Consider the following 19,195-nt stretch of genomic DNA (forward strand, 5'->3'; position numbering starts at 1 on the left):
CCCCAGAAACGGCGGGTCATCGCGTCCGGATTGCGATGCAAGCTGTTGATTTCAATGAGGTTGTTCAGGCCTCGCAATAAGCGGAGATGTGGTTCAAATGCTGCAGTTTTCAGCGCAGCAATCCATTTTCACATTCGGCAACCATCTGGAAAAGGTGTATCAAAAAGTTTCAATCATTTATTTGTTGTTGGCTAATAAATGAATGACTTTTGGCTGGGCTGGGTCGAATGTGATCAGGAGTTGTGTTGATTAGCCACGGCAATGTGCCGCAAAGGCAAAAATAGTTTGCGAGGGTTTTTGCGAGATTTGCTGTCGCCAGGCTGTCGTGGCGACATCTGGGGATTTCAGCGGCCGAGTCGCCGTGACAAGAGGGCGGCGGCCTCGCGCAGGCGTTGGGCCAGAGGGCCATCCGGGGCCGTGTCGAAACTGGCCGTCGGCCCGATGGCCGTCAGCGCCAACACCAACCGCCCCGAGGCTTCGAATACCGGGGCGGCCGCGGCGCTGACACCCGCCACCACCCCGTCGCGCGAAGTGGCCAGGCCGGCCGCGCGAACCTCGTCGGTGACCGTCGAATCCGGCGGCGGTTCGCCCAGGGCCTGGGCGTCCTCCGCCCGCCAGGTGGCAAACAGCCGCCCCGACGCCGTGCCCGCCAGGCTCATCACCGTGCCATGCCGCATGCTGATGTGCACCGGCGTCGGCCCCTCGGCCACGCGCACGATGGTGGGCCCACGCGTGCCCCAGACGGCGATGGCCACCGTGTGGCCGAGCTGCACGGCCAGCTCCTCGATGACTGGGGTGGCCAGGCGCACCGGGTCGTACTGCTGCAGGCTGATCAGGCCGAGCTGCAGGGCCAGTGGGCCCAGGCCGTAGGGGCCGCTGCCGCCGTCCTGCTCCACCAGGCCCAGTTTGATGAAGCTGACCAGATAGGGGTGGGCCTTGGCCGGCGTCATGCCCGCCTCACGGGCCAGGTCCTTCAGCGCCATCGGCCGGCCGTGGTGAACCAGGGCCAGCAGCAACTGGCCGCCTACTTCGATGCTCTGGATGCCGCGGGGGGCCTTGGTTTCCGCCATGTTCAAAATTCTATATTGGTGAATTGATTTGGAATAGGCTAAATTTCGGGCCTGACGCAGCCGGAGACCGCCATGACCGCCAAAGCCTTTGCCTCGCAAGCCGACCTGGAAGAGAAGCAGGTCAGCTTCGAGCGCCTGTCCGAGCATGCCTGGGCCTACACGGCCGAGGGCGACCCCAACACTGGCATCGTCATCGGTCGCGATGCGGCCATGGTGATCGACACCCAGGCCACACCCGTCATGGCGGCGGACGTGATCCGCCGCATCCGCGAGGTGTCGGCCGTGCCTATCAAATACGTGCTGCTCAGCCACTACCACGCGGTGCGCGTGCTGGGCGCTTCCGCCTTCAAGGCCGAGGGCCTGGAGCAGGTCATCGCCAGCGAGGGTACGCTGGCCCTGATCAAGGAGAGAGGCGAACAGGACAAGGCCAGCGAGATCGGCCGCTTCCCGCGCCTGTTCCGCAATGTCGAGTCCGTGCCGGCAGGCCTGACCTGGCCGACGCTGACCTTCAGCGGCCGGCTGACGCTGGACCTGGGCGGCGTGAAAGTCGAGATGTTCTCGCCCGGCCGCGGTCATACGGCCGGCGATACGGTGGCCTGGTTGCCCGAGGAGAAGGTGCTGTTCAGCGGGGACCTGGTGGAGTTCGATGCGACGCCCTATTGCGGCGATGCCCACTTCGAAGACTGGCCGGCGACTCTTGCGGCCATCGCCAAGCTGAATGCCCAAGCCCTCGTGCCCGGTCGTGGCCCCGCGCTGAAGGGCGCCGAGCAAGTCGCCGCTGGCCTGGATGGCACGCGCGCATTCGTCAGCGAGCTCTATGCCGCCGTGCAGTCGGGTGTGAGGGCCGGCGAGGAGTTGAAGGCCGTCTACCAGCGCACCATGGCGGCGCTGCGGCCCAAGTACGGCCACTGGGTCATCTTTGACCACTGCATGCCTTTCGATGTGACGCGGGCCTATGACGAGGCGGGCGGCACTTCACATCCGCGCATCTGGACGGCAGAGCGAGACGTGGACATGTGGAAGGCGTTGGAAGGAGCCTGATGGACCTGCCGCGCTACCCGTATCACCAGACGCTGGAGCAGCGCTCCGGTCAGCCGGAGCGCCGGCCGGTCGTCATCGTCGGCGCAGGCCCGGTCGGGCTGACGCTGGCGCTGGACCTGGCGCGGCGCGACGTGCCCGTCGTCGTCATCGACGACAGCGACCGCATCGGCGAGGGCTCGCGCGCCGTCTGCTGGGCCAAGAAGACGCTGGAGGTCTTCGACCGCCTCGGTGTCGGCGAGCCCGTTGCGCGCGAGGGCGTGCGCTGGCAGCGCGGCCGCGTCTTCCACGGCGAGCACGAGGCCTATGCCTTCGACCTGCTGCCCGAGGCGCATCACAAGATGCCGGCCATGGTCAATCTGCAGCAAGACCAGGTCGAGGCGCGGCTGGTGCGCGCCGTGCAGTTGGACCCGCGTATCGAGCTGCGCGGCAAGCACGAGTTGATCGGACTGGAACAGGATGACGAAGGCGTCACGCTGAATGTGCGCACGCCGGACGGCCTGTTCGATATGCGGGCCGACTGGGTGGTCGGCTGCGACGGTGCGCGCAGTCCCACAAGAACACTGCTGGGCCTGGGATTCCAGGGTCAGGTCTTCGAAGACCGCTTCCTGATCGCCGACGTGCGCCTGGCGACCGCTGTGCGGCCACGCGGCCTCGACCCGGCCAGGCCGGAGCGCTGGTTCTGGTTCGACCCGCCTTTCCATCGCGGCCAGTCCGTGCTGCTGCACGCCCAGGCCGATGGACTCTGGCGCATCGACTTCCAGCTCGGCCGCGATGCCGATGTGGAGGCCGAACGCGACCCCGAGCGCATCAAGTCTCGCGTCGCGGCCATGTTGGGGACGCACGGCTTCGAGCTGGCCTGGTCGTCCATCTATCAGTTCTGCTGCCGCCGTGCCGAGCGCTTCCGTGTCGGTCGCGTACTGCTGGCCGGTGACGCGGCCCACCAGGTCTCGCCCTTCGGCGCGCGTGGCGCCAACAGCGGCGTGCAGGACGCCGACAACCTCGGCTGGAAGCTGGCCGCCGTGATCCAAGGGGAGGGCGGCGACGTGCTGCTGGACTCCTATGAATTCGAGCGCCTGGAAGCCGCTGACGACAACATCGGCCATTCGACGCGGGCGACCGACTTCATCAGTCCCAAGAGCGCCTTGAGCCTGCGCCTGCGCAAGGCCGCGCTGGACCTCGCTGCGCGCACGGAGTTCGCCAAACCGCTGGTCAACAGCGGGCGGCTGTCGATGCCGACCGAGCATGTCGATTCGCCGCTGAGTACGGTCGGTGCCGAAGCGTGGACGAACGGCCCTGCGCCCGGCTGCCCGGCGCCCGATGCGCCGTTGGACGGCGATGGCTGGCTCAGCGAGCAGTTCGGCAAGGGCTTTGTGCTGCTGGCCTTTGGCTGGTTCGTCGAAGTGCCGGGCCTGCAGGTCGTCACGCTGCCGGGCGAGGGCATCGCCGCCACGCGTTATGGCGCCCGTCCGGGCAGCGTTGTGCTGATTCGCCCCGACGCTGTCGTAGCCGCCCGCTGGCATCGCTTCGACGCCGGTGCGGTGGCATCCGCGCTGGCCCGCGCCCATGGGAGGCCTCAATGAGCCAATTGAACCTGACCCCAAATTTCGGACGTGAAGCGGACGCCTTTTATGCCGAACTCATCGCTGCCCAGGCCGGCTTGAGTGACGAACAGGCGGCCGACTGGCTGGCGCGCCTGACCCTGATCCTGTGCAACCACATCGGCGATCGTGAAGTCCTCCGCCAGGCCTTCGCAGCCGCCCACGAACACCATGACTGAACTGACCTATCTGACGGGCTTCGGCAACCAGCACAGCAGCGAGGCCCATCCCGGCGCTTTGCCCATCGGCCGCAACAGCCCGCAGAAGGCGCCGCACGGCCTGTATGCCGAGCTGCTGTCGGGCAGTGCCTTCACCGCGCCGCGGGCTGACAACCACCGCACCTGGATGTACCGCCGCCGACCCTCGGTCGTGGTCGGGGGCTATGAGGCGCTGCCACATACGTTGTGGAAGAGCGGCGCCGCGGAAGGTGAGCACGCGCCGCCCGATCCGCTGCGCTGGGGCCCGACGCCTTTGCAGGGCGATGGCGACTTCATCGACGGCCTGCGCAGCTATGCCGTCAACGGCGAAGTGGGCATCACGGGCATGGGCGCCCTGGCCTATGTGGCGACGCGCTCCATGGGCCGGCGTGCGCTCGTGAACGCCGATGCGGAGATGCTGCTGGTGCCCCAGCAGGGCCGTCTGCTGGTGACGACCGAGCTGGGACGCCTGGAAGTCGCCCCCGGCTCCATCGCCCTGCTGCCGCGCGGCATGGCCTTCAAGGTCGATCCGCTGGACGTGCCGGCACGAGGCTATGTCTGCGAGAACTTCGGCGCCGCCATGCGCCTGCCCGAGCTCGGCCCCATCGGCAGCAACGGCCTGGCCAACGCGCGCGATTTCGAGGCGCCGGTGGCCTGGCATGAGCAGGGACAAGGCGAGTACGAGATCGTCAAGCGCTACGGCGGCAAGCTGTGGCGGGCCCGGCAGGCGCACAGCCCTTTCAATGTCGTCGCCTGGCATGGCAACCTCGTGCCCTACCGTTGGGACACGTCGCGCTTCATGACGATCAACACCGTCAGCTTCGACCATCCCGATCCCAGCATCTTCACGGTACTGACCAGCCCCAGCGACACCCCCGGCTGGGCCAATGTCGACTTCGTCATCTTCCCGCCGCGCTGGATGGTGGCCGAAGACACCTTCCGCCCGCCCTGGTACCACCGCAACGTGATGAGCGAGTTCATGGGTCTGGTGCTGGGCCAGTACGACGCCAAGCCCGAGGGCTTCAAGCCCGGCGGCGCCAGCCTGCACAACAGCTATGTGCCCCACGGCCCCGACACCGAGGCCTTCGACAAGGCCAGCAACGCCGACTTGAAGCCGCACAAGCTGGACCAGACACTGGCCTTCATGTTCGAGACGCGCTGGCCCCTCAAGCCCACGAGCTGGGCACTCAACGATGCGCCGCTCGAGAAGACCTATGCCGATTGCTGGCGTGACCTGAAAGAAGAGTTCAACCCATGATTGACCACACCCACGACGCCGCCGCCCTTTCCTGGGTCGCCTCGGCCAACGACCCCGCCACCGACTTTCCGCTGCAGAACCTGCCCTTCTGTTCCTTCCGACGCGCCGGCAGCCTGGAGCCCTGGCGCGTCGGTGTCGGCATCGGCGACCAGATCCTGGACTTGACCGGCTGGGGCATCACCGACCTGAACGCGCTGATGGCCCGCCCCAGCAGCGAGCGCCTGGCGCTGCGCCATCGCCTCTTCGACACCTTGAAGGCCGGTGCGCCCGAGGTCGACCTGGTGCCGCAGGCCCAGGCCGAATACACGCTGCCCTGCCGCATCGGCGACTACACCGACTTCTACACCGGCATCCATCACGCCCGCGCCATCGGCAAGCTGTTCCGCCCGGACAACCCGCTGCTGCCCAACTACCAATGGGTGCCCATCGGCTACCACGGCCGCTCGTCCTCCATCGTCGTCAGCGGCACGCCGCTGCGCCGCCCCAAGGGCCAGGTCAAACCGCCGGACGCCGAGGTGCCCGTCTTCAAGCCCAGCGCCCGCGTCGACTGCGAGCTGGAGCTGGGCCTCTTCGTCGGCCCCGGCAATGCCCTGGGCGAACCCTTCGGCATCGACGAGGCGGACGAGCACGCCTTCGGCCTGACGCTGCTGAACGACTGGTCGGCCCGTGACATCCAGCCCTGGGAGTACCAGCCCCTCGGCCCCTTCCTGGCCAAGAACTTCGGGACCACCATCTCGCCGTGGATCGTCACGATGGAGGCGCTGGAGCCCTTCCGTATCCCCTTCACGCGCCCCGAAGGTGACCCCCAGCCTCTGCCCTATCTCGACTCGCCGGCGCACCGCGCCAACGCCAGCTACGACATCGAGCTTGAGGTCTGGTTCAAGACACCGACCATGAGCGAGCCGACGCGGCTGTCACGCTCCAACCTGCGCCACGCCTATTGGTCGCTGGCCCAGATGCTGACCCACCACGCCAGCAACGGCTGCAACCTGCAGCCGGGTGACTTGCTGGGCACGGGCACCATCAGCGGCCCCGAGCAAAGCGAAGCCGGCTCGCTGTTGGAGCTGACGCTGGGCGGCAAGCAGCCCATCACCTTGCCGAACGGTGAACAGCGCACCTTCGTGCTGGACGGCGACCAGCTCGGCATCCGCGCCTTTGCGGAGAAACCCGGATATCGCCGCATCGGTTTCGGGGCCTGCGACGGCCAAATCACCCCTGCCACCTGAGCCTGTCTTGCGCCAACGTAACGTCGGCGCAATGAAGTCCAACAAAGCGCAACGAGGTGCGCCGCGCGGGAGCGCCGCCGCTAGATTGCCGCCACTGGCCGGGGACTGACGACAAGAGACAACGCAGCCCTGGCCTTTTCGAGAACTGCCCACCCTGTCGGTACACCCGCCGACGGGCCAGGCCTTTGTTGTCCAACAGAACTCGTTGCCCAGGAGCACCTACGTGGCCAAGCCTCACTTCCAGCAGAACCTCTTGCCCCGCCTCATCGGCCTTGCGCTCGGCGCCAGCGCGCTCGGCGCCATGGCTCAGGAGGCCGCCCAGCAACTCGACACCGTGGAAATCCGCGGCGTGCGGGCGACGCTGAAGAAGAACCTCGCCGAGAAGCGCGAGTCGCAGAACATCGTCGACTCCATCAGCGCCGAGGACGTGGGCAAGTTCCCCGACAAGAACGTGGCCGACTCGCTGCAGCGCGTGCCCGGCATCTCGGTGGACCGCATCTGGGGTGAAGGCAAGGCCATCTTCGTGCGCGGCACCGACAAGAACCTCAACATGACGCAGCTCAACGGCCAGGCCGTGGCGTCGTCGGAGTGGTGGCTGAACGAACCGCAGACGCGCAGCTTCAACTACGACGTGCTGCCCTCCGAGATCGTTGGCAGCCTGGACGTCTTCAAGAGCCCGTCGGCCGACCTGGACGAGGGCAGCATTGGCGGCCTCGTCATCGTCAAGACCCGCAAGCCGCTGGCCTTCAAGGACCAGCTGACGTTGCAGGCCTCGGCCGAGGCCATGTACAGCAAGCTGCCCGGCAAGACCGACCCGCAGGTCTCGGGTCTGCTGAACTGGAAGAACGACGCCAAGACCTTCGGCGTGCTGCTGGCCGTCAGCAGCCAGAAGCGCCACATGCGCCGTGACGGCCTGGAGCAGTTCTCCGACGGCAAGTACGACGTCAAGGACCAGAACGGCAATGTCACCAATGCCTATGCCTCCTGGGGCGGCGGCTCGGCCATCTTCCGCCAGGAGCGCGAGCGCACGACCACCAACCTGGCCCTGCAGTTCCAGCCCAACCCGGCCACCGACATCGTCCTGAACCTGATGGATTCGGACATGAAGATGAACAACAACAACCAGAACTACCTCTGGCAGGCCGGCGGCCTGGCGGTGGGCGGCGTCATCAGCGCCGTCGACCCGAAGTTCATCACCGTCAGCGATGGCAGCAAGGCCCTCGTGGGCGGCACCTTCGGCCCCAAGACCGGTGTGTCTTTCGAGCCCATCTACCGCGAGAGCTATATCAAGTCCAAGGTGGCGGACCTGGACGGCAACTACCAGGGCGGCAACTGGACGCTGCACGGCCAGGTCGGCACGACCGACAGCCAGGGCGGCAGCTCGCATGACCGCCACTTCTGGATGGAGGGCGACACGCGCACCCAGATCAGCCTGGGCCCGGATCACTACGGCGTGAAGTACCTGGACATCAGCCCGCTGGACCCCAAGGCCCTGACGCTGAAGTCCGGCGACGACCGCATCCGCCGCATGGAGGCCAAGGAGAACTATGCCCAGGGCGACGTCACCTTCGACCTCGACAGCGGCGTCATCAAGTCGGTGAAGTTCGGCCTCAAGCTGCGCGACAACACGCTGAAGAACTCCCGCATCCAGGGCACGGCCGGTCCCAACTCGCCGGGCTGGCAATCGTTCTCGCTGTCTGACCTGTCCACCGGCCCCTCGCCGCTGCTGAGCCAGCAGGCAGCCACCTCCGACGCCCTGACGCAGTACGCCTGGTATGACGACGGTCTCGTCGCGAGCAAGGGCATCCCCATGTTCGACAAGGCCATGACCTACAAGGACGTGCTCAACGAGAACTACAAGATCCACGAGAAGATCACGGCCCTGTATGCCAAGGCCGACTACGCGATGGGCCAGCTGCGCGGCGACTTCGGCCTGCGCTTCGTGCGCACCCAGCAAACGTCGGACGGCTACCTCGGCAACGCGACCGGCGGCTTCTCGCCCACCAGCGTCGGCAACAACTACACCGATGCCCTGCCCAGCGTGAACGTCGTCTATGACCTCAGCAAGCAGGTCATCGTGCGTGGCTCGGTCTCGCGTGCCATGGCCCGCCAGACCTTCGACCTGCTCAGCCCCGGCCTGCGCCGCGACGGCACCGTGCTGTCCAAGGGCTATGCCGGCAACCCCATGCTGAAGCCGGTGCATGCCAACCAGGCCGAAATCGGCGCCGAGTGGTACTACGCAGATGCCGCCCTGGTCTCGGGCACCTTCTTCATCAAGAAGCTCGACACCTTCACCTACAAGGCCTCCAAGTCCGAGCAGGTGGGCAACGAGACGCTGACGGTAGAGCGCCCCTACAACGCCGACAACGGCGCCGACATCAAGGGCTTCGAGCTGCAATGGCAGCAGCCCTTCGGCAACACCGGCTTCGGCACCGTCGTGAACTACACCTTCACCGACGCCAAAGCCGGCGCCGTGACGGGCCAGCCGCGCCTGAAGGTGTTGGGCAACTCGCGTGACCAGTTCAATTTCAGCGGCTACTACGAGCAGGGCCCCATCAGCCTGCGCGTCTCCTACAACTACCGCTCCAAGAGCTATGGCGACGTGCAGATGGGCGGCCAGGTCGTCAATGCCGCTTACGGCCAGTGGGATGCCTCGGCCAGCTGGGATGTGACGAAGCAGATCGCGCTGTACGCCAGCGCCGTCAACATCAACAACGAAGTGATCAAGTCCAACACGGTGGACGGCATCCCGGTGGGTGTGTACGAGAACGGCGCCCGCTACAGCATCGGTGTCCGCGCGAAGTTCTAAGTAAGGTCCTGATAGCCGAGACCCCGGCAGCGGTGTACACCACCGCTGCCGGCCCTTGCTTCACGCCCATCGCCCATGCAAACCAAAACTCTCACCCCCACGGCAGGCCAGGGCGTGCTGCTGCCCATGCTCTTCATCGGGCTGATGTTCTTCATCCTCGGCTTCGTGACCTGGCTGAACGGCTCGCTGATCCCCTTCCTGAAGATCGTCTGCGAACTGAACAACTTCCAGGCGCTGTGGGTGGCCTTCGCCTTCTACATCGCCTATACCGTGATGGCCTTGCCCAGCGCGGCCATCCTGGCCCGCATCGGCTACAAGAACGGCATGACGGCCGGTCTCGGCGTGATGGCCGTGGGCGCCTTGCTCTTCATCCCGGCGGCCCGCTCGGGCCTGTATCCCGTCTTCCTGCTGGCCCTGTTCACGCTGGCCAGCGGCATGACGCTGATGCAGACCGCCATCAACCCCTACATCGTCTGCATCGGCCCGCGCGAGAGCGCGGCCATGCGCATCTCCATCATGGGCCTGTTCAACAAGGGTGCCGGCATCGTCGTGCCTCTGGTGTTCACGGCCATGATCCTGTCCGGCATGGAGCGCTTCTCCGAGTCGGCGCTTGCGGCTCTGGACGTGGCCGGCCGCGAGGCCCTGCGCAACGAACTGTCTCAGCGCCTGGTCTTCCCCTATGCGGTGATGGCCATCGGCCTGGTCGTCTTCATGGCGCTGATCCACTTCTCGTCGCTGCGGGAACCCGAACTGGACGCGGCCGACGCATCCTCCGGCGAGGTCAAGCGCTGGGGCGTGTTCCAGCATCCTCAGGTCGTGCTCGGGGCCGTTGCGCTGTTCGGCTACGTGGGCGTCGAGGTCATCGCCGGCGACACCATCGGCCTGTATGGCCGCCAGCTGGGCGTGGCTCACTACGGCGTGCTGACGTCCTACACCATGGGCTTCATGGTGCTGGGCTATCTGCTCGGCGTCGCCCTCATCCCCCGATGGCTGTCGCAGCGCGCGGCGCTGATCTTTTCGGCGGTCACCGGCATCGCCTTCGTGGTGGGCATCGCGCTGTCGTCGCCCACCGAGGCGGGCCTCTCGCAGGTCCTGCTCGGCTGGGTGGGCGTGCCGGCCGTGCCCAACACCGTGTTCTTCCTGGCCCTGCTGGGCCTGTCCAACGCCCTGGTCTGGCCGTCCATCTGGCCGCTGGCGCTGGAAGGCCTGGGCAAGTACACGGCCGCCGGCTCGGCCCTGCTCATCATGGGCATTGCGGGTGGTGCGCTGATCCCCATGCTGTATGGCCACTTTGCCGATGTGTGGACGCCGCAGAGCGGGTACTGGGTGATGCTGCCTTGGTACGGGCTGATCCTGGTCTACGCCTTGTTTGGCAGCAGGCTCAGGAGGTGGTGAGTCTGTCGTCGCGTCTCGCGCGGCTTTTGTCCGGGCTGGCGTCGAGGGGTTCCAGCCGTTCCGCCACCGTCAGCGCTGACCGCACCGCACTTTCCAGCAGCGGCACGCCGGCCTCCGCGTAGGAGCCGCACCACCACACGCGGCGGTCGGGTTGCTCATGCAGCCGCTGCAGCGCCGCCAACGCCGCGGCGCTGCCGGCACCGACCAGCGGACGCTCGAAGCGGGCGTGGCCGAGGATGCTGTCTTCTCGCGGCGAGCGCTGCGGCATCACGGTCTGGAACAGCGGCGCCACGCGGCGCAGCCCCGGCTGCACGCGGTTGATCCAGATCGTGCTTTCGGGTTGGGCGTGTTCGGCGCAGACGCGGGCGTTCACTGGCGACCAGTCGGCGCGGCGCTCGGGCATCAGCGCGGGGTCGCCGTGCATCAGCACCTCCAGCGCCCGGTAGCGGAAGGCCGCCAGCGCGGTGGCCTCATCCGGTGCCGCATCGGCCAGCAAGGCGAGGGCCTGGTTGGCCTGCGTGGCGAAAACGACATGGTCGAAGGACTCTTCGCCCGCGGCGTGCTGTACCAAGACCTGCCCGACACGATTCGGGCGTCGAACGGCCACCACGCCGGCATTGCATTGCACGCGGGTGATGCCGGCCAGCAGCTTGGCGGCCACCGCGTCTGCGCCATCGCTCGCACGGCGCACACTCTCGCGTGCTAGTCCGGCGGTGACGTATCCAGCGACGACGGTAGCGGGGTAGGCACGCGCATCTGCCGTGCTGCAGGTGGCGATGGTGGCGATGGCCGGCAGCAGCAGGCCGTCTACAAACTCTGGGGCAATGTGCTCGGCGGCGACGAACTCGCCGATGCTGGCGCCGCCCAGGTCTCCCGCAGCCTGCGCCGCGCGGGCCCGGGCCTGGAAACGCAACGCGCCCTGCACGATGCGCCAGCCGCGCGCACTGGCGACGTCTTGAGGCAGCACATAGGGCAGCGACCAGCCACCCAGGCGCGCGTTGCGCCAGCGGAAGTAGGCCCGGCCGTCGCTGCCACTGAAGGTGGTGGCGTAGTCCACGGGCTCCGTGGCCACGCCCAGTTCCGCATAGAGGCGGGTCAGCGTCGGGTAGTAGCCGGGGTAGAACACGCGCAGCGGCACATCGACCCGCAAGCCCGGAGCGATGGCGTCCAGCGTCACCGAACTGGCGACAAAACCGGGCGCCGCGTGGCGTTCGAAGAGCGTCACCGCATGGCGCCGCGACAGCTGCCACGCAGCGACCAGGCCGGCGATGCCGCCGCCGATGACGGCGATCTTCATGCCCGCAGCCTATTGCTCCGATGAACCCTTGGTCAGCAGGGCCTTGACCACCACCGGACGGGCGGGCGAAGCGCTCGCGGTCATCTGCGACTTGCCTTCCTTCAACGCCACGCTGTCGGACACGATGTTGACGGCCTCGTTCAGGAGGACGTCGTTGACGGCTTCCCGGGTCTTCTGCGCGGCCAGATCCTTGCCGAGCTTGCGTTCGTTGAACTGCAAGCCATCGTCTGCCAGGGCGTTTTCCGCGCCGGGTTCCGAGCCCGTTTCGGCGGTGCCCAGCATGGCAGTCAGGCGCTTTTGCAAAGCGGCGCGTTCCTTGCGCCGAACCGCTTCGTTGAGTGAAATCACATTGTTCTTGCGCTGGTCCTGTGCCTTTGCCACGTCCTCCAGCAGGCCCTGGTAGTCACGATCGCGCTGAACACGGCTCTCGTGCCACGCCAGCAGGCGCGGCAGCTGTGTCGTCACGTCGCCCACAGCCGCGTAATCGACCGCCTTGATGCGGGTCCAAGGCAGGGCGTTGCCGTAGCTCGACTCACCGAACTGGGTCTCATCGCCGCTTGCCGGGTAGCGGATGTCCGGCGTCACGCCACGCAGCTGCGTCGTCCCACCGTTCACCCGGAAAAACTGCGCGATGGTCATTTTCAGGTCGCCGAGCACCGGCGTGGCGCTCTTGGCGAGCCTGTCGAGGCTGGCCACGGTCTGGACCGTGCCCTTGCCGAAGCTGGGCTCGCCGATGACCAGGCCGCGACCGTAGTCCTGCACCGCCGCCGCGAAGATTTCCGACGCTGAAGCCGACCCCCTGTTGATCAACACGCCCAACGGGCCGTTCCAGGCCTGGCCGGTATCGGTGTTGGTCGCCACGGTGATGTCGCCCTTGGCATCGCGTGTCTGGACCACCGGCACCTTGCCAACGAACAAGCCCGTCAGCTCCACCGCTTCGCGCAGCGAGCCTCCGCCGTTGTTGCGCAGGTCCACCAACACGCCCTCCACCTTCTGGGCTTTCAAGTCGAGCAGCAGCTTGGCCACGTCGCGCGACGCGCTGCGGTAGTCCTTGTCGCCCTTTTGCATCGCCGCGACATCCTCGTAGAACGAGGGCAGGGTGATCACGCCGACCAGGCGCTTGCCCTCGCCGGTCGTCACCGAATAGACCTTGGCCTTGGCCGCGCTGTCCTGCATCGTGATGGTTTTGCGGACCAGGGCCAAGGTCTTGATGGGTGCGTCGGCGCCGCTGTCGGCCGGCTGGATGTCCAGCCGGACCGTCGAAGCCGTCGTACCGCGAATCAAGGCCACCGCATCGTCCAGGCGCCAGCCGACGATGTCCTCCATCGGGCCCGTCGCGCCTTGCCCGACGCCCACGATGCGGTCGCCCACCTTCAGTTGCCCAGACACGAGGGCGGGCCCGCCCGCCACCAGTTCCCGGATGGTGATGTAGCCGTCGATCTCGGTCAAAACCGCGCCAATACCCACCAGCGACAGCCGCATCGCGATGTCGAAGTTCTCTGCGGCGCGTGGCCTCAGGTAGTTGGTATGGGGCTCGATCGCCATCGTGTAGGCGTTCATGAAGGCCTGGAAGGCGTCGGCGCTGGAGATCTTGCCCAGGCGCCTGGCGGCGCTGTCGTAACGCTTGTCGAGCACCTTCCTGATGGCCGCGTCGTCCTGGCCCGCGAGCTTGAGCCGCAACCAATCGTTCTTGACGCGCTTGCGCCAGAGGTCGAGCGACTCGGCTTCAGTCGCCGGCCAGGGCTGGTCCTTGCGATCGATCATCAGCGTCTCGTCGCGCTCGAAGTCGAAGCCCTTGGGCAGCAGGCTGCGGGCAAAAGCCATTCGCTCGACCGCCCGGCGCTCGTACAGGTTGAAGATCGCGAACGGCGCGTGCAGGTCCTCGGTCAGGATGGCATCGTCAAGCCGGGTGCGGTCGACGGCGAGCCGGTCGACGTCGGACTGCAGGAAGTACAGCTTCTCCGGATCCAGCGACTTCAGGTACTGGTCGAACACCTTGCCCGACAAGGCATCGTCTAGCGGGATGGACTTGTAGTGGTAGCGCGAGAGCACTTCCGCAGCCAGGCGAGCCGCCTTGGCCTCCTGGACTTCCGGCTTCAGCAGTGGCGGGTAGGCAAGCTCCGCATCCGCCTTGGCAACCTGCATTGCGGCCGCCATGGCCAGCACGAACCCGATCAGCTTGTATCCCAATCTCACTCCACGGTTGGACGACCCAATGAACATGGGCAGGCGTGGATGGTGCCATGTCACGAGCAAGGGCTGCTGCCCGACTGTGAATCAACCTGTCAGATGACTGCGATGTGAGCCGAATTCCCGGGCCATCCGGTTCAGCCGGTCTCTGGCCTGGGCCGCCGTGATGGCCTGCGGCGCCGCACGCAGCTCGGCCGGGAAACGGCCCATGCCGGCGAACAGGCAGTACCAGGACGGGCGCAGATACATCAGTCCGGCGCCGTGGCGCTCCAGTTCAGCCTCGAAATCGCCGCCGCGGTCCCACACGTCGAGCAGGCTGATGAGGCGCTCCGAGATGTTGCGATTGGCGCGGTTGGCTCGCCAGTAATCGGTGTCGCGCCGCGTGTTGAGCTGGTAGTGGGCGACGACATAGTCGCGCACGCCTTCGAACATCGCGTTGATGCGCTCGTTGTAGGCCGCCTGCCGGCCGCGGCCAAAGCCATCGCTCTCGAGCACGGCGATGAACTGCTCGACGCTGAGCTGGATCAGCATCAGCGCCGTGGCTTCCAGCGGCTCGATGAAGCCTTGCGAGAGGCCGATGGCCACGCAGTTCTGCCGCCAATGCTGCTTGACGCGGCCGACGCGCATGCGCAGCCGCCGCGCCTCCACGCCAGCGGCTGCGGGGCCGAGGTGTTCGCGCAACTCGCGCTCGGCCTCGTCGTCGCTGACGAAGTCGGAGCTGTAGACGTAGCCATTGCCATAGCGCGCTGTCAGCGGAATGCGCCAGGCCCAGCCATGGCGCAGAGCCGTGGACACGGTCTCCGGCGGAATGTCCTCGCCGTCGACCAGCGGCGTCGGCATGGCGATGGCGCGGTCGTTGAAGAGGTTGTCGCGATAGGGGTGGAAAGGCTCGCCCAGGGTCTCGGTGATGAGCAGGCCCTTGAAGCCGCTGCAGTCGACGAAGAGATCAGCCGCGACGCGCGTGCCGGTCTTCAGGTGCACGGCGGTGATATCGCCGTTCTCGTGCTGCTCGACGCGAGCCACCGTGTCGACGACATGGCGCACGCCCAGGCCGATGGCATGCGTGCGCAGGAAGCTGCCGAGCCGGCCGGCGTCGAAGTGGTAGGCGTAGTCCATGCCCGGCCCGTCTGGCGCCCGGCGTTGTCGCGCCAGCTCGGCCGCGAGGAAGAAGTCCTGCGGGTTGGCGTCCGCCGCCTGGCCGCGGCGGCGCAGGCAGGCATTGGTGAAGAACTGGTTGCCCAGTTCGCGGTCCGCCTCGTTGAAGAAGGGGTGGACATAGCTCTCGTAGCCCGCCACCTCGCTCCAGCCGGGGAAGCGGATGCCGGCCTTGTAGGTTGCATCGCAGGCCGGCATCCAGTCGCGCTCGGCAATGCCCAGTGTGCGGAAGAAGTGGCGCATGAAGGGCGTCGAGCCCTCGCCGACGCCGACGGTGCCAATGTCGGCCGACTCAATCAAGGTGACCTCGACGCCGAACCTGGCCCAGTGGTGGCGCAGCAGATTGGCCGTCATCCAGCCGGCGGTGCCGCCGCCGACGATGGTGATGTGCTGCGGAGGGTTCATGCTGCCGGCAGCGCCAGGCGAACTTCAAAGCCGCCGTCGGGATGGTTGCGAAACCGAACGGAGCCGCCATGGTCGGCCACGATCTCGCGCACGATGGACAGGCCCAGGCCCAGGCCTTCCTTGCGCATGGCAGCACCGTGATCCAGGCGGGTGTAGGGCTGGCCGAGCTTGGCCAGGGCGCCCTCGGGGACGCCGGGACCGTGGTCGCGTACGGTCACCAGCACCTGGCCCTTTTCATCGCTGCCCATACTCACCTGCACGGGCTGCTCGCCCTCGCCATAGAACATCGCGTTGTCCAGCAGATTGCCGATGGCGCGCTTCAGGGCCAGGGGCTTGCCGAAGACGGTCAGCGCCTGGCTCTGCAGCTCGATCTTGTGCCCGCCCATGCGCGCATCGCGCACCATCTTCTGCAACACGAGGTCGATGCGCAGCGGCGCGCGGTTCTCGTGGATGTCGGTGTCCTTGACGATCTGCAGCGCCGTCTTGACCATCATGTCCAGCTCGTCGAGATCCTCGTGGAATTCGTCCTGCACGGCGGTGTCGTCCAGCAGCTCGCTGCGCAGGCGCAGCCGCGTGATGGGCGTGCGCAGGTCGTGGGAGATGGACGCGAACAGCCGTTCGCGGTCGCCGATGTAGCGGCGGATGCGTTCCTGCATGTCGTTGAAGGCCTCGATGGCCTGGCGCACCTCGTGCGTGCCGGACACACGCAGCGGCTTCGGCGCGACGCGCCGGCCCACGCGCGCGGCCGCCTGGCTCAGGCCCGCCAGCGGCCGCGTGATGGCGCGCACGCCGATCAGCGTCAGCAGCACGGCCAGGCCCAGGGCCAGCAGCTGCGGCGTCAGGCGCTGCCAGGTGAAGAACTCCAGCTGCTCCAGGAAATAGGGGTCGGGCAGGGTGCTGCTCAGGTACAGCCACTGGCCCGGCTCGGTCTCGGCCTGGATGACGAGAAAGGGCGCCGGGCGCTCGGCCGCGATCAGCGAGGGCTCGACCCAGCTCTCTGGCAGATCGCTCAACAGCGCGCCGCCGGGCGATACGGCCAGGCCGATCGGCGAGGCCAGCACCACGCGCACCGGGGTCCCTTTTTGAAATTTAGGCAACTGGGCTGCCAGCTCCTGCGTGACCTGCTGCTCCAGCATGCGGGCCATGGGCTGGTCGGCCAGCGGCGTGACCGTGACGGCCGCGTTGTTGAAGAAGACCAGGAAGCGCGTGCCGCCCATGGTGCGCAGTTGCTCGATGAGCAGGGGCCGGTAGGCCGCGGGCAGCTCGCGCAGGGCGCGCACCGCGCCCATGGCGCCGCTGGCCACATGGTGGGCGGCCAGTTCGGTCTGGCGGCGCACGCGCTGCTCGATCTGGCTGTACCAGAGCAGGTTGACGACGAGCTGCACCAGGGCCAGGCCGCCCAGCATGGCCAGCACGAAGCGGCCCTGCAGGCTGTCGAAGAGAAAGCTGCTGGCGCGTTGCCACCAACTGCGTGCCGGTGCGGGAGGGCCGTCAAAGGCGACGGCCTCGGCCGTGTCAGAGGGCATGCCTTGGGGTGACGGTGGTCGCAAACACGTAGCCCGAGCCCCGCACCGTCTTGATCAGCGCCGGCTGCTTGCCGTCGTCTTGCAGGCGCTGGCGCAGGCGGCTGACCTGCACGTCCAGGGACCGGTCCAGCGGCCCCAGGTCGCGCCCACGCGTGACCTCGGCGAGGCGGCTTCGGTCCAGCACCTCGCCGGGGTGTTCGACGAGGAGCTTGAGCAACTGGAAGTCCATGCCCGACAGCGCCGTGGCCGTGCCGTCGGGGTCGATGAGGCTGCGCTCCAGCAGGTCCAGGGTGTAGCCGTTGAAGGCGTAGTAGCGCGGCTCCTTGGGCTTCTCCTGGCCGGTGCGGCGCGTGATGGCCTTGATGCGGGCCAGCAGCTCGCGCGGGTTGAAGGGCTTGCCGAGATAGTCGTCGGCGCCCAGCTCCAGGCCGACGATGCGATCGGTCTCGTCGGCGCTGGCCGTCAACATGATGACGGGCACCTCGGAGCGGCGGCGCACCGACTGGCACAGCGTGAAGCCTTCGGTGTCGGGCAGCATCACGTCGAGGATGCACAGGCTGATCTCGTCGCGATGGCGTTCGAACTCGGCCATGAAGCTGGCGCCGTCATGGGCCAGCAGCACCTCGTACTGGTTCTTCTCGAGATAGGTCTTGAGCAGGCTGCGGATTTTCTGGTCGTCGTCGACGATCAGGATCTTGCGCGGGGTCATGGGGCGGAGGCTTTCTTGGGAGCGAGGGCGCGCAGCAGGCCTTGCAGCTTGCGCTGCGCGGCGGCCGGCGTCTGGCTCGGGTCCAGCGCAAAGCGGTGGACGGTTTCGATGATGGCGTTCTTGCCGACCTCGCCAAAGGCCATGCGGTGCACGAGGCTGGGCACGCGCGGCGTGCTGGGGTTGGCGAAGAGGTGGAAGGACGCCTGGGCGCAGGGGTCGAGCTCATCCACCGGCACGTCGCGGCGCACGGGGATGGAGCCCTTGATGCGGTTGTAGCCCAGCTGCAGCGTGGCGCTGCCGAGCAGTTCGGCCATCTTTTCCTGGTCGGCCTGGCTGCCGCCGTTGCCGGCCAGCATGGCCAGGGTGTCGATGCTGTAGAGATGGGCCTGGGCGGTGCCGGGCACGGCCTTGCAGGTGAAGTCGCGTTCGCCTTCCAGCCCCTGGGCGCCGAGTTCGCCGCGGGCCCAGTCGCCCATGATGAGCATGGCGGCGCGCTCGTTGGCGAAGTCGGCCACGACATCGGTCCAGGGCCGCTCGCCAGGGGCGACGCCACTCGCCGGCAGGGCCAGATTGCGCCAGTTGCGCAGCCGCTTCAGCGCGCGCTCCAGCGCCGGGTCGTCGAAGGCGCTGAGGTCGCGCTGCTCCAGCATGCGGCGGTACAGGGCCGGGCCGGCCTCGCTGAGCAGCATGGCTTCGAAGACGGTGGCGACCTGCCAGGGCTCGTCGCTGAAGGCCACCGGCGTGATGCCGGCCGCGCGCAGCTTGACTGCGGCGCGCTCCAGGCCGTCCCAGTCGTTGGGCGGCTCGATGCCGATGCGCTTGAACAGCGCCTTGTTCAGGTAGAGGTTGTTGATGCGCTGGATGCCCAGCGGCGCGGCGACGATGTGGCCGCGCACCGTCACCTGCGCCATGACCTGGGGAAACATGACCTTGGCCCAGTTGCGCTTGGCCGCCACGCCGTCGAGCTCCAGCAGCAGGCCCATGTCGGCCCATTCGTTCATGGAGGCGCCATTGAGCTGGGCGACCTTGGGTGCCATGCGACGCAGGATGCGTTCGTTCAGCACCTTGATGGCGGGGCCGCCACCGCCGCCGGCGACGGCGCCATCCACCCACTTCAGGCCGTTCTCGGCCATGCGCGCGGCGACATGGTTGGCGGCGGCGCGTTCGCTGGCCGACGTCCACCAATGCAGCACATTGAGCTCACCGCTGCCTTCCGGCGCCGGTGTGGTCGCGGGCACGGTCGCAGCGGGGCCGGCCGCCATGGCCGCGCAACTCCAGGGCAACACCGCCGACGCCAGCAACATGCGGAGCATCTTGCG

General features: G+C 67.3%; 14 protein-coding genes. 7 read left to right on the forward strand and 7 right to left on the reverse strand.

The features are described 5' to 3' along the window. Nucleotides 1-344: 344 nt before the first annotated feature. Entirely contained in the window at nt 345-1,070 is a 726-nt protein-coding gene (locus tag ACS5PN_RS24440) for an IclR family transcriptional regulator (protein WP_439466634.1), read from the reverse strand. 72 nt (nt 1,071-1,142) lie between these two features. Here ACS5PN_RS24440 and ACS5PN_RS24445 point away from each other — a divergent pair, with 72 nt between their 5' ends. From ACS5PN_RS24445 to ACS5PN_RS24475, 7 genes are all read left to right on the forward strand, one after another. Continuing rightward, nucleotides 1,143-2,111, forward strand: a complete 969-nt coding sequence (locus ACS5PN_RS24445; protein WP_439466635.1) for an MBL fold metallo-hydrolase — start codon at nt 1,143-1,145, stop codon at nt 2,109-2,111. Further along, nucleotides 2,111-3,691 carry an FAD-dependent oxidoreductase gene (locus ACS5PN_RS24450; RefSeq protein ID WP_439466636.1) on the forward strand — a complete coding sequence of 527 codons (1,581 nt, stop codon included), beginning with the start codon at nt 2,111-2,113 and terminating at the stop codon, nt 3,689-3,691. Before ACS5PN_RS24445 ends, ACS5PN_RS24450 begins: the two co-directional genes overlap by 1 nt. Beyond that, on the forward strand, nt 3,688-3,888 hold the full coding sequence (locus ACS5PN_RS24455) for a DUF2783 domain-containing protein (RefSeq protein ID WP_439466637.1): 201 nt from the start codon (nt 3,688-3,690) through the stop codon (nt 3,886-3,888). The genes ACS5PN_RS24450 and ACS5PN_RS24455 overlap by 4 nt, the downstream gene beginning before the upstream one ends. Next, complete coding sequence (gene hmgA, locus ACS5PN_RS24460; protein ID WP_439466638.1) at nt 3,881-5,164, forward strand: homogentisate 1,2-dioxygenase; 1,284 nt, start codon at nt 3,881-3,883, stop codon at nt 5,162-5,164. The genes ACS5PN_RS24455 and hmgA overlap by 8 nt, the downstream gene beginning before the upstream one ends. Beyond that, nucleotides 5,161-6,390, forward strand: coding sequence for a fumarylacetoacetase (gene fahA / locus ACS5PN_RS24465; protein WP_439466639.1), 1,230 nt, complete (start codon nt 5,161-5,163; stop codon nt 6,388-6,390). Before hmgA ends, fahA begins: the two co-directional genes overlap by 4 nt. A 223-nt stretch (nt 6,391-6,613) precedes the next feature. Beyond that, on the forward strand, nt 6,614-9,199 hold the full coding sequence (locus ACS5PN_RS24470) for a TonB-dependent receptor (protein WP_439466640.1): 2,586 nt from the start codon (nt 6,614-6,616) through the stop codon (nt 9,197-9,199). Between the two features lie 75 nt (nt 9,200-9,274). Beyond that, entirely contained in the window at nt 9,275-10,594 is a 1,320-nt protein-coding gene (locus tag ACS5PN_RS24475; protein ID WP_439466641.1) for a sugar MFS transporter, read from the forward strand. On the opposite strand, the gene ACS5PN_RS24480 is transcribed toward ACS5PN_RS24475, so the two are convergent. From ACS5PN_RS24480 to ACS5PN_RS24505, 6 genes are all read right to left on the reverse strand, one after another. Beyond that, nucleotides 10,581-11,891 carry an FAD-dependent oxidoreductase gene (locus tag ACS5PN_RS24480; protein ID WP_439466642.1) on the reverse strand — a complete coding sequence of 437 codons (1,311 nt, stop codon included), beginning with the start codon at nt 11,889-11,891 and terminating at the stop codon, nt 10,581-10,583. The two genes, ACS5PN_RS24475 and ACS5PN_RS24480, sit on opposite strands and share 14 nt — an antisense overlap. Before the next feature lie 9 nt (nt 11,892-11,900). Then, nucleotides 11,901-14,087, reverse strand: coding sequence for a carboxy terminal-processing peptidase (locus ACS5PN_RS24485; RefSeq protein ID WP_439466924.1), 2,187 nt, complete (start codon nt 14,085-14,087; stop codon nt 11,901-11,903). Between the two features lie 81 nt (nt 14,088-14,168). After that, entirely contained in the window at nt 14,169-15,641 is a 1,473-nt protein-coding gene (locus ACS5PN_RS24490; protein ID WP_439466643.1) for a tryptophan halogenase family protein, read from the reverse strand. Next, nucleotides 15,638-17,167: an ATP-binding protein gene (locus ACS5PN_RS24495; protein WP_439466644.1), complete on the reverse strand. Its 1,530-nt coding sequence runs from the start codon at nt 17,165-17,167 to the stop codon at nt 15,638-15,640. Before ACS5PN_RS24495 ends, ACS5PN_RS24490 begins: the two co-directional genes overlap by 4 nt. Next, nucleotides 17,157-17,876 carry a response regulator gene (locus tag ACS5PN_RS24500; RefSeq protein WP_439466645.1) on the reverse strand — a complete coding sequence of 240 codons (720 nt, stop codon included), beginning with the start codon at nt 17,874-17,876 and terminating at the stop codon, nt 17,157-17,159. Before ACS5PN_RS24500 ends, ACS5PN_RS24495 begins: the two co-directional genes overlap by 11 nt. After that, entirely contained in the window at nt 17,873-19,180 is a 1,308-nt protein-coding gene (locus ACS5PN_RS24505; RefSeq protein WP_439466646.1) for an ABC transporter substrate-binding protein, read from the reverse strand. The genes ACS5PN_RS24500 and ACS5PN_RS24505 overlap by 4 nt, the downstream gene beginning before the upstream one ends. Nucleotides 19,181-19,195 lie beyond the last annotated feature (15 nt).

The sequence above is a fragment of the Roseateles sp. NT4 genome, assembly GCF_051857475.1.
Lineage (GTDB): Bacteria > Pseudomonadota > Gammaproteobacteria > Burkholderiales > Burkholderiaceae_C > Pelomonas.